This window comes from Helicobacter sp., from assembly GCF_017502485.1.
Taxonomy (GTDB): Bacteria; Campylobacterota; Campylobacteria; order Campylobacterales; family Helicobacteraceae; genus Helicobacter_B.
Map to the genome: position 1 here is coordinate 1 of NZ_JAFVUX010000026.1, position 15498 is coordinate 15498.

The 15498-nt window shown below is 44.3% G+C and carries 8 protein-coding genes and 1 pseudogene; 6 read left to right on the plus strand and 3 right to left on the minus strand.

What is annotated here, in order from left to right:
* Nucleotides 1-105 precede the first annotated feature (105 nt).
* From IKB69_RS05730 to IKB69_RS05740, 3 genes are read right to left on the minus strand one after another with little or no spacing between them, the layout of a single operon-like run.
* Nucleotides 106-1617 (minus strand): HAMP domain-containing sensor histidine kinase, encoded by a 1512-nt coding sequence (locus IKB69_RS05730; protein ID WP_290947154.1) that lies wholly within the window; start codon nucleotides 1615-1617, stop codon nucleotides 106-108.
* Entirely contained in the window at nucleotides 1610-3067 is a 1458-nt protein-coding gene (locus IKB69_RS05735) for a hypothetical protein (protein WP_290947157.1), read from the minus strand. Before IKB69_RS05735 ends, IKB69_RS05730 begins: the two co-directional genes overlap by 8 nt.
* Nucleotides 3064-6345: a UvrD-helicase domain-containing protein gene (locus tag IKB69_RS05740; RefSeq protein WP_290947160.1), complete on the minus strand. Its 3282-nt coding sequence runs from the start codon at nucleotides 6343-6345 to the stop codon at nucleotides 3064-3066. Before IKB69_RS05740 ends, IKB69_RS05735 begins: the two co-directional genes overlap by 4 nt.
* A gap of 151 nt (nucleotides 6346-6496) precedes the next feature.
* On the opposite strand from IKB69_RS05740, the gene IKB69_RS05745 reads away from it, so the two are divergent.
* The 6 genes and pseudogenes from IKB69_RS05745 to mnmG all read left to right on the plus strand — a co-directional run bounded on the left by IKB69_RS05745 (nucleotide 6497) and on the right by mnmG (nucleotide 15426).
* Nucleotides 6497-7324 (plus strand): hypothetical protein, encoded by an 828-nt coding sequence (locus IKB69_RS05745; protein ID WP_290947162.1) that lies wholly within the window; start codon nucleotides 6497-6499, stop codon nucleotides 7322-7324.
* A gap of 63 nt (nucleotides 7325-7387) precedes the next feature.
* A complete protein-coding gene (locus IKB69_RS05750; RefSeq protein ID WP_290947165.1) occupies nucleotides 7388-9100 on the plus strand; it encodes an outer membrane protein transport protein in 1713 nt (570 codons plus the stop codon).
* A 261-nt stretch (nucleotides 9101-9361) separates the two neighbouring features.
* Nucleotides 9362-9751 (plus strand): hypothetical protein, encoded by a 390-nt coding sequence (locus IKB69_RS05755; protein WP_290947168.1) that lies wholly within the window; start codon nucleotides 9362-9364, stop codon nucleotides 9749-9751.
* Nucleotides 9751-12168, plus strand: coding sequence for a ribosomal protection-like ABC-F family protein (gene abc-f, locus IKB69_RS05760; RefSeq protein WP_290947171.1), 2418 nt, complete (start codon nucleotides 9751-9753; stop codon nucleotides 12166-12168). Before IKB69_RS05755 ends, abc-f begins: the two co-directional genes overlap by 1 nt.
* Before the next feature lie 69 nt (nucleotides 12169-12237).
* Nucleotides 12238-13410 (plus strand): annotated as a pseudogene (locus IKB69_RS05765) (pyridoxal phosphate-dependent aminotransferase).
* Between the two features lie 3 nt (nucleotides 13411-13413).
* A complete protein-coding gene (gene mnmG / locus IKB69_RS05770) occupies nucleotides 13414-15426 on the plus strand; it encodes a tRNA uridine-5-carboxymethylaminomethyl(34) synthesis enzyme MnmG (protein ID WP_290947174.1) in 2013 nt (670 codons plus the stop codon).
* Nucleotides 15427-15498 lie beyond the last annotated feature (72 nt).

Sequence of the window (15498 nt, forward strand, 5' to 3'; positions counted from 1 at the left end):
CCCTGCCCATATAGTCTTCTAGCACCATTGCAGTTACACGAGAGACATCTTCATTATCTTCGACATATAAAATACTTAAATCTTTTAGCTCTACGAATTCTTGCATTAATTGTCCTGTTGAAAATATAAGGGAAATCTTATCATAAAAATCGCACCATAAAATTCCTGCGCTTTGGGATTACAGCGCCACACATCATTGCGCACTTCTATGCTTCCGCCCATTTGCTTCTCCACAATTTGTCTAACCATATACAGCCCTATACCTGTGCCAATGGATTTGTGCTTAGTGGTGAAATATGGCTCAAAGATTTTATCAATATCTTTGAGCTTGATTCCACCGCCATTGTCCATAATCTCAAGCAGTACAAAAGGCATAGAATCACAATCTTGCTCCAACTGCTTTAAAGTGATCTGCACCACGCCTTTTGGTGCATCTTCTAGGGTGTCTTCTTTGGTGAAAATATCTTGGGAGTTTTTGATGATATTTAGCACCACTTGAGCAAATGCATTTTCATAAGCAAACATCTCTAAATCCTGCGTATAAGTGAAGAAAACTTCAATATGATTTTGCTCCAAAGTTGGCTTAATCAAACGGATAGAATCCTGTATGCTTTGTGTAAGTGAAAATCTCTCGCGGGTAAGGTTTGGGCGGAAAAAGTTGCGAAAATTCTCAATCGTATCAGACATATTTTTGGCAATTTTTAGGGCAAACTCCGTCTCTTTTGCCACAAAGTCATCGGTAAGTTTTTGCTGCTCATATTTAAGCTTAAAGCTTTGAAAAAGTATGATGAGTGAGTTAAGCGGCTGTCGCCACTGATGCGCGATATTTTGGATCATCTCACCCATTGAAGCAAGGCGTGCTTGCTGATACATAATTTGATCTTTTTTGCGTGATTGCTCGATCTCATAGGCAATGGTTTTTTGCAGGTTTTCATTGGTCTGTTTAAGTGTGCTTGTTTGGGCATCGATAGTTTGCTGGAGCTTATGGTTGATCCCCCGTACAAACCCTAACACAAGCGAAGCGAAATACAGCGTCCCAAAGCTTACAAAAAATGCAAATACAAAAAGTAGCCATAATGTCGCATTATAAAGAGAATCTGCGATCTTTGTAGCAAGAAGAGCAATGGCAATATCTGTCTGCACAAGTCCATCTAGCGTAACAATAATTTGCGTAATATCGCCTAGAAGCTTTGGCTCTTTGAGCTTTGGGATTTTGTGTGCTTGATCATAAATCCTAGAATCTAGCTCTTTGATAAACTCCAGCTGCCTTTGGCGCAAGCTTGCGACTTGCTCAACTTCTTGGCGTAAAAATATCTGCTGGTAAAATTGCTTCAATGTAGCGATAATTGTGCGCTCATTTGGCTCACTTTTGTATGCACTCCAATTAGCTAGCACAATATTGTAGTCTAAAGGCTTGTTTGGAGTAGTGGCTAGCCCGTGATAGAATGCTTGGATTTTCTGCAAGGAGTAAGATTTTTGCAAGTGGTTTGCTAGGCTTCTATCATACTCATCTTTTAGCCCAAAAAGAGCCAAAAATGCGATAATGCACACAAGAAAAAACCCAAATGCGATAAAGAGCAGGAGAATTTTTGCTTGGGATTCAAAGCTTTTATGCATAGTTATCTAGCTCTGTAACAAGCGTTTGGATACACGATTGTAGAGCGCGCAAGAGATTGTTAAAGCGGTAGATACTATGCTTATTTTCTCTAGTGATGATAGCAATTTCTGCTTGCGAGTTTTTTTGTGTATTGTGCATTGCATATTTTTCTTCTTGTAGGGTAGTATTTTTGCTCTTTAGCGTGGCGATTGTGTCAAGTGTTTGGATCTTTTTTTGCAGGAGAGAGTTTATGATTTTTGTCATAGCATTGCGCGTTTCTATATCTGCTTTTTCATAGGCTTGACTTTGGAGCTTTTTTTCTTCATATTCTTGGCTTAATGTGTGGATTTGCTCTTGCTTTTCTTGGATTGCTTCATTGTTTATGCGAGTCTCCTGCTCGATTGCAATAAGGCGTTTTTGCGCATTGGCGATATTTTGTCGGTATTTTTGTATAGCTTGGTTAATATCTCTCTCAGAGTGCAAGATAAACTCAATATCATTAAGTCCCCAAATCTTAGAATTCACATCTTCTATCACAGGCACATAAAATGCCCTACCATTAAAGATTCTCTTACTCCCATCAAAAAAGCCCAAAAATTCGCGCGCCTTAGTATCCCCAGAATCTAAGCAGTGTAGCACTTCGTGTGCTATTTCCTCATAAATATGCTCGCGATTATCGCGGTAGGATTCTACGCAGTAGCAATTTAAAATATGTGCGCTAAAGCTAGTGTCTATAATCCCCTCAAGTTGCTTGGCAAGACTTTGGATATACAAGAAAGAAAACGCCCCTAAAAAATCCATAGGACTCATACTCATAAGCTTGCTGGCAATCAACTCTTGCGTGATTTGCTTATAAAGTAGCTCCATATTGGTATCTTTGAGTGCTTGATTGATCCGTAACCTTGTAGCTTCATCAAGGAGCGATTCTTTGTGAGTAAATTTTTTCATCTCGCGGATTTGGGCGTTATTTTGCACGAGTTCAAAGTCAAAGCTCTTCACCAATGGCTCCAAATCGTGGAAAAACAACCCATCTCTATCACTAAGCCCTAGCACCTTTTTTAGCGCGCCTCGCACAATGTCTTTGGTGAAAGCATCATTAGGGGGTTTTATATCTTGCAAAGAGAGAAAAATCTCTTTCAAGCAACTATTATCGCCACTTTTAAGCCGCTCTATATAATGCTGCTCATCAAGAAAGCGCACAAGGAAGTCAATATAGGCGTTTTTCTCGCAATTGATGATACTACATTTAATCGTAATCCCATTAACCCCAAAGAGCACAAGTGCTTTCATACCTCTTTGCGCCATAAAATCCATAATCGCCTTGCGAATCGTATCTTTCTCCACTTCATTGTGCTGCAAAAGCTCTGTAAAGGCTGGCTGCAAGCTTGCGATAAAGTCATCGAAGTTTTTCTGCGCTAAAAACTCTTTGGTCATAATATTGATAGATTCTAGGTAAAGTGCTTGGTTCATTTATCTCCTTTACTCATCCTTGTATGCACCCAGCTTATCGGGTCGCGGATATAGGCGATATAGCCTTCATATTCCACACTTGAGCCATACACACTGCACAAAGCTTGTAGATAGCCTTCCACCTGCTCTAGGTGCTGCTCCTTTGGCTCGCCACTTTTGTAATCAATAACTACAAACACTTCTTTATCGCCTCCATCACTTGCGCAAATCCCCAGCACATCAAGTCTCTTTAGCGCAGAATCCGTAAAAAGTGGCACTTCTGCAAAGAGCTGCACCCTACCATTTTTCCACAATCGTTGCTGCAAATCCAAAAAATTTGGGTCGCACTCTAGCGCACTAAGGCGCGAGATAATCTCCCCTAGCGCGCTAGATTCTAGCCCAAATCGGTAGCGTAAGATCTCTGCTATGCGCTCACACCCTACTCCAAAGCCTAGCCGATACTCTAGCCCCAAGTGCAGTGCCTCGCCAAAGCGCATACTAGCAATATCTAGGACAACGCTCTCTTGCGCGCTTGTAGTAGCGAAATATTGCGTGCCAAAATGCTCTTGGGTTAGCACTATGGGATAGTGGGCTGGCTTTGGCTCTTTGCGCAAGCTTGGTATCACTGAGCCTGAGTTAAACAAAATCTCCACGCTATAAGTGCCACTGCTATGACTAGGTGCGCTAGAATCTAGCTTGAGTTGTGATAAGCTAGATTCTAGTGAGCTACAATCTTTAGTAGATTGCTGGCTGGATGCTAGGCTAGCTTTTTGCACGCTGGAGTTGGCATTAGCCCGGAGATGGCGCAAGATCGCACTAAATGCTGAAGAGTCATTACTAGTAGCTCTTGCCACGATGACAAGCCCCTTTTGCGCGCGCGTGCAAGCCACATACAAGACATTGTCCTTTTCTATGGCAGTTTGTGCTTCGCGTAGCTCCTTAGCACACTTGTAGTTTTCATCAAGCTCCATACGCTTGTTATCCCGCTCCCCCCCTAATCGTAGCAAAATCTCTTTATCTTGTGTGTGCAAAATCTGCAGAGAATCTGGCTTATTCTCGCTAAAGCGATCAAGCACCACCACATAGGGGAACTCCAATCCCTTAGACTTATGGATCGTTAGGATTTGTAAGCCTTGCTGGTTGTCATTTGGCGCATCAGGCGCGCTAGCTTCTAGCATTGTAAAAAACTCTTCAATGCTAGAAGCCTCTATGCTATGCTCAAGCAAAAGTTGCGCGGACTTATCCCAAGCAGCAAATGTCTGCATAAATGCTAGTAGATATGGGCTAGGTGCAATCTCTTGCGCACAGGAGCTAAATGCTTCTACAAACCCTTGCACTATGTTCTGCACCTCTTGTGTGGTGAAAGCCCTCTCCCCCAAAAGCTTTGCTAGCTCATAGAGATAGAATCTAGCCCCACTATCTGCAAGCAGTGCGCTAGAATCTAGCTTAGAATCTAACTTTGCCACACGGATATAAGCCACTAACCTAAGCGCGCAGAGTAGGATTTTGACACTTGTTTCATCAGTGATTTTTGCGCGCGCATTAAGCACGATATTTAGCTCAGGGAAGCGCGCTTTAATGGCATTACGCAAGGTTGCTGCCTCATCATTTTTAAAGCATAAAAACGCAATATCTTCAGCACTCACAGAGGATGCTAGTAGCTCTTCTAGCGTGCGTATAGCATAATCCAACATTGCTGGCTCTATATCTTGCTTGCTTGTGGCTGGCTTGTTGCCATCTTTATGATTTGGGATTTGTAGGAGACTTACGCGCGCAAAGCCACCGATCTTACTACTATCCTTGGGGAGCTGCTGGGGGATATAATCACTAAAGACTTTTGCAAACACTGCATTCACAAAGCTTATAATCTCACTATATGAGCGGTAGTTATAGGGGAGATTTTGCACATTAAGCCTAAGTTCTTCTACCACCTTGTCAAAAGCCCCACTCTCACTCCCACGAAACCCATAAATACTCTGCTTACTATCCCCCACGATAAAAAAGCTTCTATGCTCCTTGCCTCGCACACCAAAACCCGCACATATCTCATCGATAAGTGGCTGTAAGATTTTATATTGCATAGGGCTTGTATCTTGAAACTCATCGATTAAAATATGCGTGATTGTCGTATCTAGGCGGAAGTAGAAAAATGATGGTCCAATTACCACTTCTTGACTATGCTCTCCTTGATTTTGCCCATAGGCGTTATCGCTAGATTCTTGCGCGCCTTGCACAAGCAGTCCATAAAGCTCTAGCATACAATCACTAAAACTTAGCATATTGCTCTTGCATAGTGCGCTTTTGCGCGAGTGTGTATAGCGTTTGATCATACGCGCGATATGTGAGAGTGTGGCGCGATCTTGCAGGGTAAAAATCTCACACATACACTGCTTTAGCTCGCTTATTCTCTCACAGATTTGGGCATCTGCCATAGCATCTTTTTTAAGGATTGTTTGAAAGTATCTATACTCCTTTGGATCATCTTTTTTAAGCCAAGTCGACTTTTTTGCAAGGAAGTCTTCAAAGCTAGTAAAGTTTAGTGCGTTATACCCAGCTGAGCATAGTGGTGCATTAAGCTGCTCTCCAGCATCAACTAGAATCTGGCGCATTTCTTGTAGCAAGATCATCACACGCTCTTGCTTGCTTTTAGCACGCTCTAGCAAAGTGGTAGGATCTAGCTTTCTATATCGCGCGAGCAAATCTTGTGAAAAGTGAATTCTATCTTCAAAGCACTTCTGTATAAAGTCAAGCAGTCTTTCAAGCTCCATATCAAGCTGTGCGCAAATACTTGCCAAAGATTCTAGGCTATCAAAGCGCGCACTAGACTCTAGGAAAAGCTCTTTAATCTCATCTTGCACGCTTTGCCTATCTGTGATCATCGCAAAGTCCGCGCGCAACCCCACAAAATACGAAAATTTCTTTAGCATCATTGTAAAAAATGCATCAATGGTAAGGATACGCACCCTATCGTGCAAGAATACTTGATAGATTCTAGGAGCATTATCTGTAATCTCTTGCGCGCTAAACCCCTGCGCAAGCAGAGCTTGGTAAATCGCGCCTGACTTGCTATGAGCTAGCTCATAGAGCGCGTTTTGGATACGCTCTTGCATTTCTTTAGTGGCTTTTTTGGTAAAGGTGATCGCTAGAATCTCATGCGCCCTAGCCCCTTGAAAAAGCAAGATGATATAGCGCATAGCCAGCGCGAAAGTCTTGCCACTCCCAGCAGAAGCTTTGAGAGCTAGCAGAGGGGCTTTAAGCGATGGGGTTTTGTCTGTAGCATCTGTGGCGTTTGTACTCATTGTTTCCCTTCATAAATGCAAACTACTGATTTAAGCAACAAAACTTCGCTATAATCTTCTACAATCTTTTCGCATTAATTATTAATTACTTTATTGTTACTGCCGATTTGGTATCATAGCAAATATTAGAGCAATTATAAAAGGAGTAACGATGCTTATCACTACGCCAACAACCTCCATTAAATCCCTAGCCGCTCGTGCGCTGTGTGTCGCGCTCGGCGCAAGCCTTGCTTGTAGCCTAGCCTTTGGAGCAAAAGATCCTAATAAGACCTACAAATCCCTAAAAAGCTCACAAAGCTCCTTTACCAAGAATTTTGCAAGTGGATCTGTCGTCTCTGGCTCTACCTATGGTAACACTAGCAAGAATGCTGCGCGCCGTTGGTATATTTTCAATGAAGCAAGTGTAGGTGGCTCTTACACGACTTTGGGGCGGGCAAACTATATCGCCGTAGATGTTGGCTACCACGCTTATTTGCGCACGATACAATCCACAATCCTAGGGCTAGACTTTCTCATCGGCGCGGAGCTAAACTTCCCAATCTACTTGCAAGCAAATGGTAGCTCAAATCTCATCGCTAACAAGCCTTTAGAGACTAGAGAGACTGCTCAAGCTGTGCAAGGCTGGGGGATAGAGCTTCCAGCGATGATTGGCTTTGAGAAAAATGGCTTCTATCTTGTGGGGCTTGCAGGCTACGCGTGGGAGTTTATGACAGACACTTACACAAAAAGTGGCGCAGGGGCGCATCCAACGATTAAAACCACTTATGATGGGCTAATTTATGGTGCAGGTTTTGGCTACAAAGTGCGCAATGTGATCAACCTAGGCTTCCGCTGGACTATGGGCAATATGACAAACCGCAGAGATAGCACAGAAATCTCTAGCGAATTAAGTGGGCAAGTTATCACCACCACAACTGGGCGCGATATTTATGATATCAGCTATATGAAATTTATGGGCTTTGTATCAGTCGTATTCTAACAGCTATGCCATATATCTAGGATTTCTTATTAAGTGGGAGGGGGATTAAGGACCAAGAATCTAATGACAAAACTCCTAAGACTACCTGCTCGCGTATGTCTCCTAGCCACTCTCTCTCTAGTCAATATGTATGCCAACGGCTTTAAAATCCAAGAGCAAAGCCTAAACGCCACCGCCCTTAGCTCTGCATATATCGCGGGTGCGCGTGGAGCAGATGCGAGCTACTACAATCCTGCGAATCTGGGCTTTGAAAACGACTGGGGTGAGAATAAAAGCGAGTTTGAGCTAGCCACAAGTCTAATTAATATCCCCGGGTTTAGTTTTGATGTCCCTACGACAAATCAAGGGCTATACTCTAAGACGACTTTGGAATTTACCACGACAATAGATGCATTAATTGCTGCTGCCGCTGGCGTTGGCTTTTCAGAGCTCAAAGATTTAAAAAATCCCATTATCCTAGAGCACTCCACCCCAGATACTCAAATCGTAGCCGGTAGCACAGGCGATACCGCCCTAGCTGTGCCAAAGATGTTCTACAAATCCCGCACGATGCATGGCATAACCTTTGGCGGAAACTTTGTGGCAAGCTCAGGGCTTGCTATGCAGTGGGCTGGCAAGGGCGGGGAGTTTTTACAAGATGTATTTATTATGATGGTAGAGGCAAGCCCTAGTGCCTCTTGGACGATTAATAATCGCCTATCCTTTGGCTTTGGCTATCGAGTGATGTATGCTATGGGGAGCTTTAACAATGTCGTATATGTCCCACTAGATAAGGACGGTGATGGGATCAAGCTCGATAAAGAGCAAATCAAAAATCTCTCCAAACACCCAAAAGCTGTGCAAGCACTAATCCCAGAATCTATTCAAAACGGTTCTATTGGTAGTTTGTTAGGTAACTCAGCCATCAGTGGCTTGGCTGGATTATTTGGGACAAACTTAAAGATAGATGGGTGCAACGGCAACGGAGCAGAGTGTGTAAATTGGGGTGCACTAATGGGTGATGTCCAAAGCGAGACGACAAACCTTTATGGCACTTCTAAAGTCTATCAAAAGTCTCAGGGCAAGGATCTCTCCACAGGATTCCGACTAGCTGCATCACTACGAGTCTTTGACAATGGTATGGCAAGTATGGTGTATAACTCTCCTGTGAAGTTTAATATGCAAGGCAAGGTTGATGCGACAACCTATGTCGGTGGTGCTATGGGTAATGTCCTAACCATAGCAGACCTAAATATCGCGGTGCAAATGCCAGAGATTTTGACACTTGCTTATGCGCACGAGCTTTTCAACAGGCGATTACGCTTAGAGGGCGTATATGAGCGCACATTTTGGAGTCGGGGATTTAAGTTTAATGTCTCGCCAGATTTTGCTAATGCCAAGTATCAAGGCTTAAGCGGGCTTGTCGCACTGCCTGATGTATTCAACAGCGAGACGCTTAAAAATATGGTAGGCATAGCGGACTTTGGCGTGGTGAGCAATATGGGAGCTGGCTGGCGCGATACCAACACCTTCCGCCTAGGCGCGACTTACAAGACACCCTTTATCCGTCTTATGGCTTCTGCTGCCTATGATGCAGCACCTAGTGCGCAGGATAAAATTGGCATACCAGATTCTGATGGGTTTATGGTAGGCGGTGGGGCGAAAGTCAATCTAAGGGGCTTTGATTTAGGGCTAGCTGGTAGCTGGACTTATAAGCAGTCTATGAGCTCACTCTATCATAGTGGGGGGCTTGGAGGGCTCTTTATCTACACGGCTTCACTAGGCTATCGCTGGTAGTTGTGCCTAGGCTTGCACCGCGTGGCACTCCGCAAGAATCTAGCTAGCCTAGTATCTAGCTTCCACTCATTGCATTATCGTTATCATTGCAATCCATTTGCGCGCTAGAATCTGCTGTATTTATGGGGTACTTAAAGAAACTACTACGCCTTGTAATGATGATAACGCAGCTCTACTTTTGTGCTTTTTGCTAGATTCTAGCTTTATGAAATATGCTACACTTTGCCCCATAAACCCAAGCTCACTTACTCAGGAGAGATTATGAAAGCATTGCAATCACCACTGCTTCAAGCCCTACTTCTAGGGCTTTGTATAAATAGCGCATTTGGCGCGTGGGAGATGTTTAGCGATGGGAAAGATACCTATCTCTACAACACCCAAAGCGGCGATGTCTATATCCGCCACAATCGCGGCGGCAAAAACTATGAAGACATCTTTGTCAAAATGCCAGCAGGTGCGCTACCTAGCCAGATCTCACCCACCCAACCTCTCTCCACCAAGCGCACAGGTCCTAGCACCACGCCCCCCACTGCCCCCACTGCCCCGAGCAATGATGAGAGAGCAAAGCTTTTAGAGCAACAGCAGCAAGCCTTGCAAAAGTCCCAAGAACTCCTGCGCAATAGTATTGATACAAGCGGAGTGCTAGAGTAATGGCTCTGCTTTCTTTAAGCAATGCCTACAAAAGCTTTGGCACGCGCAAGGTGCTAGAAAATGTAAGCCTAAGCCTTGATGATGGCGAGAGAGTGGCGATCATTGGCAAAAATGGTGCAGGCAAAAGCACCTTATTAAAAATCCTATGCGAGCAAATACCGCTAGATTCTGGCACTTTGGCAAAACGCCCCAATCTAGCAATGCGCATCCTCCCGCAAGATCCGTGCTTTAGGGCGGATCTAAGCGTTAGAGAAGTGTGTGAAGCAAGCTTACAGGAGTTAGTAGCGATTCATAAGAGAATAGATGAGATTAACGCACTTCTACAAGCAGATGGTAAGCAAAGCTCCCACACTCCCACTGCAAATCCTAGAATCTTTAAAAAAGAGAGCCAAACTAAAAGCACAAATCAAACCACACTAGAATCTAAAAGCCTAGATTCTAGCACTGCTAAGGATCTAGACGAGTCTGCAAGGGATTTTATACCCCTTACCCAAAATGTAGAAATTCTAAACGAGCTAGGCACGCTTACAACACAGCTAGACTCCATTGATGGCTGGGATTTGGATAAGCGGATCACAGAGCTTATAGAGAACTTTCACTTAGAAGAGCTACAAGATCGTGCCATAGGCACGCTAAGTGGTGGGGAGCTTAAGCGACTAGCCCTTGCTACAATCCTTATGCAGCCAGCAGATCTCTATATCCTAGATGAGCCTACAAACCATCTTGATGTCGAAGTTGTAGAGTTTTTAGAATCTAAGCTTAACGCACTTAAAGCGTGCGTGCTTTTCATCAGCCACGATCGCTACTTCATCGATAATTGTGCAAGGCGGATTATCGAAGTGGATTCTAGTAAGCTTACAAACTTCCGTGGTGGCTATGGTGCATATCTTACCCAAAAAGCTGCAATACTAGAGAGCCTTGCCAAAGAGCATTCCCGCACACTAAAGCTTCTAAAAACAGAGGAGCAATGGCTACATAAAGGCGTGCAGGCAAGGAGGAAGCGCAATGTCTTGCGCAAAGAGCGAGTCGAACTTCTGCGCGCTAAGGCAAAGCAGAATCCAAGCTTAATACGCCAAATGCGCCTAGAGCTAGAGCGCGAGAGCAAGCACCACAATCGCACCCACTCACACAACGCACAAAAAATGATCATAGAGTGTGAGAATCTATGTGTCAGTATGGGTAAAAAGTCACTAGTCCAAAACTGCAACTTACGGATTTTGCAAGGAGATAAAATTGCCATAGTCGGGCGCAATGGGGCAGGCAAGTCAAGCTTGCTTAAAGTCTTTTTAGGAGAGACTACACCACAAAGTGGGAGGATTAAGCGTGGAGAGCTAAAGATAGGCTACTTCGCTCAAACACGCAAAGAGCTAGATGATAGCAAGAATCTCATTGAGACCTTTTGTCCAAATGGTGGAGATCATATTGAAGTAAGGGGCAAGAGTATGCATATTTATGGCTATCTAAAGAGCTTTCTCTTCCCCAAAGATTTGCTCACGCAAAAAATCGGTGCGCTAAGTGGTGGGGAAAAAACGCGCGTAAGCTTGGCACTGCTTTTTACCAAGCAGTATGACTGCTTGCTTTTAGACGAACCTACAAATGACCTAGACATCGCTACAATCAATATCTTAGAAGAGTATTTACTCTCTTTTTCTGGAGCGTTGCTGCTTGTAAGCCACGATCGCTACTTCATCGATAAACTCGCGCAAAAGCTACTCATCTTACATAATCCTTCTACACTAGATTCTAGCAATCTTAGTGCGCGTGGCTCTAGGAGAGAATCTAGCGTAGAAGAGAGCCTACAAAGCTTTAGCCAATATCTTGAGTATTCTAAGGAGATAGCCTACTATAAACAGCTAGAATCTAGTATGGATTCAGTAGTAAAAGCAAATCAGGCTCGCAATGACAGAAAATTAGATTCCACAAGCGCAACAATCCTAAATGAGTTAGCAAAGGATTCTAGGATTTTTGATAAAAACGCAGAAATTCTACAAAACAACGATTCTCCAAACGCCGCTAGGCGGCAGGATTTGGGTGATAACAATGGGGCTTTACTAAAGAAACATCGCCTACGGCGAGCGGTATCCCTTGTTTTGCAAGGCGAGTCAAGGGCGCATACTAGAGCGTATGTAACCACCGACTCGCCGCAGCAATCGCCATTTTTAGCCCCAAAGCCAACGCCCAAAACCAAAAAGCTTAGCTACAACGAGCAACGCGAGCTAGATACCCTACCAGAGCGCATACAATCCCTAGAAGCGCAAAAGCATCTCATCGAGCAGCGACTTAGCGATGAAACAAGTCTCGCGCGCTATGGTGTGGTAGCACTAGCAAGCGAGCTAGAATCTATCACCAAAGAGTTAGATTCTAGCTATGAGCGATACTTCTCCCTAGAAGAAAAGCAAGAGTCTCTAAAGCGTTAAGCGCGCGCGTAAAGCCAAAATCTGCTAAAATAGCGCACCGCCAATCATCTCTTAAGTCAAGGAGCATTTATGACCTACTCTAGCCGTATTACCAATCTCCAAGAGTCCGCTACCATTGCTATCTCTACCCTTGCTACCACACTTAAAGCCCAAGGGCGAGATATTTTAAGCTTTTCAGCTGGGGAGCCAGACTTTGACACACCAGAGCCTATTAAGCTTGCTGCAAAAGCCGCGCTAGATGAGGGATTTACCAAATACACACAAGTAGCGGGAATCCCGGAACTAAAGCAAGCAATTGCCAAGAAGCTTCAAAGAGAAAATAGCTTGCACTATGAGCCAAAGCAGATTCTAGTAAGCAATGGTGCGAAGCAATCACTTTTCAATGTATTTCAAGCTTTGATCGATAAAGGCGATGAAGTCATAATCCCCTCGCCTTATTGGGTAACTTACCCAGAGCTTGTAACTTATAGCGGCGGTAGCAATGTTTTCATAGAGACAAATTAGCAAAATGGCTTTAAAATCACTGCGAGCTCCTTACGCCAAGCAATCACAAGCAAAACAAAAGCCCTAGTGCTTACCACGCCATCAAACCCCACAGGTATGGTCTATACTAGGCAAGAGCTAGAATCCATCGCACAAGTGCTACAAGGCAGTGGTATTGTAGTCATCGCTGATGAGATGTATGAAAAACTGCTTTATGATGGGGAGTTTGTTTCTGCGGGAAGCATTAGCCAAGATATGTTTGAGCGCACTATTACAATCAATGGACTTAGTAAATCTGTAGCGATGACAGGATGGCGTATGGGCTATTGTGCGTGTGCTGACACCACGCTTATTAAGCTTATGACAAATCTCCAATCCCAATGCACCTCTAATATCAACTCTATCACGCAAAAGGCTTCAATCATCGCACTAGAAGGCGGCGTGGATAAGCAGATAGAATCTATGCGCCAAGCATTTTTAGCACGCAGAGATTTAGCAGTGGCAAGCATTAACCAAATCAAAGGCTTGCATACACTCTCCCCACAAGGAGCATTTTACCTATTCATCTCCATAGGGAATTCTTGTGGTGGAGATTCTATGGAGTTTTGTAGGCAGCTCTTAGAGCAAGAGGGCGTAGCTCTAGTGCCCGGTAGTGCTTTTGGAGCGGAAGGCTTTGTGCGCTTAAGCTTTGCTTGTAGCACTGAGCAACTTACCGCTGGAATCGCGCGCATAGCGCACTTTATGCAAAAGCTTGGCTAAGTTATGGTCTATGATATTCTTGTCGTAGGTGGAGGGCACGCTGGCTTAGAAGCAGCCTGTATCGCCGCCAGAATGGGCGCGCGCGTGCATTTGCTTACCATCTTAGTGGAAAATATCGCCCTAGCTAGCTGCAACCCAGCCATAGGGGGCTTAGGCAAGGGGCATTTGGTCAAAGAAGTCGATGCGCTGGGTGGCGTTATGGGGAGAATCACTGATGCGTGTGGGATACAATACCGCATACTCAATGCTTCAAAAGGTCCTGCCGTGCGTGGTACAAGAGCGCAAATCGATATGGATCTCTATAGAATCTATGCGCGCGATCTCGCTCTAAACACGCCCAATCTTACCATTTCACAAGCAATGGTAAGCGAGATTCTACTTGATGAAGCGCGCCAAAAAGCCATAGGCGTGCGCACCAATATTGGCAAAGACTACTATGCACATAAGCTTATCATCACCACAGGAACATTTCTGCAAGGGCTTGTGCATATTGGAGAAAATCGCTTAGAAAACGGACGATTTGGCGAGAGTGCTAGTAATGATCTAAGCAACTCTTTGCGCGCACTAGGGCTTACACTTGGGCGGCTAAAAACAGGGACTTGCCCAAGGATTCTAGGCTCTAGCATTGATTTTACACATTTGGAACAACACTTTGGCGATGAGACTCCCCCGCACTTTAGCTACACGACAAGAGATTTTACCCCCGCCCAGCTACCCTGCTATATCACTTATACAACCAAACGCACACACGAACTAATCCGCAAGAACTTCCACCGCGCTCCACTATTTACCGGGCAAATCAATGGTGTAGGTCCTCGCTACTGCCCAAGCATTGAGGATAAAATCTCACGCTTTGCGGATAAAGATCGCCACCAACTTTTCCTAGAGCCTCAAACCAAGCAAGCCACAGAATACTATGTTAATGGGCTCTCCACTTCTCTCCCCTATGATGTGCAAGAGCAAGTGATCGCTTCGATCCCGGGACTTGAAAATGCCATAATCACGCGCTATGGCTACGCCATAGAATACGACTATGTCTTGCCAACCCAGCTCCACCACACCCTAGAATCTAAAGCTATAAACTCTCTCTACATAGCAGGACAAATCAATGGCACTACAGGATATGAAGAAGCCGCAGCACTAGGGCTACTAGCAGGGATCAATGCTACTCTTGCCTTGCAAAAAACTGCACCCAAACGCTTTAGCTTTACACTTGAATCCCTTATCTTAAAGCGTGATGAAAGCTATATAGGCGTGATGATTGATGATCTTGTAACCAAAGGTACAAACGAGCCTTACCGCGTCTTTACCTCTCGCGCAGAATATCGCTTATTGTTACGCGAAGATAATGCCATCTACCGCTTGCTTGAGTATGCCAAGGATATTGGCACTATAAGCGAGCGATACGCTAGGCAGTTTATGCAAGATAAGCAGCATATAGCACAGGGGTTAGAATTTTTAAGCAGGCAATATATCACACCAAATAAGCGCACACAAAGCTTCCTTGCCCATCTAAATCTCCCCCCAATCAACCAAAAAACCGCGCTTATTTATATCGTAGGCAAAGATGAGTTTAGGGACTTTGACGCGCTAGAAGAATTTTTGCATAGTGAGCAAGAGAGCGCAAATGCTAAAAAAATAGATTCTAGCAAAGTGCTTGCATTAGAGATTCCAGCATTTTCACATTTTAGTCAAGCAGCAAAAGAGCAGATTCGCATACAGGCAAAATACCACGACTATATCCAAAAGCAGCTTGCAAGCATTGCAAATATGCACACCCAGCTACAAGCCACTATCCCTGAAGACTTCTGTTATGAAGGCATTTCTGGACTATCGCTTGAAGTGGTGGAGAAGCTATCAAGCGCACGCCCTAAAACACTCTTTGATGCATCTAAGATTAGTGGCATAACGCCTGCTAGCCTTGATGTACTGCATTTGCATTTGCATTTGCAAACCAAAAAGACAAGGGTAGATTCTAGCAGTGATTTAGCTTCAAACAAGCAGACAATGCACTAGCCCAAAGTCGTTTATCCTAGAGTCCATTTTACAAAATCCACTTTTGCTAGAATCTACCTTTTAGCATCAGTG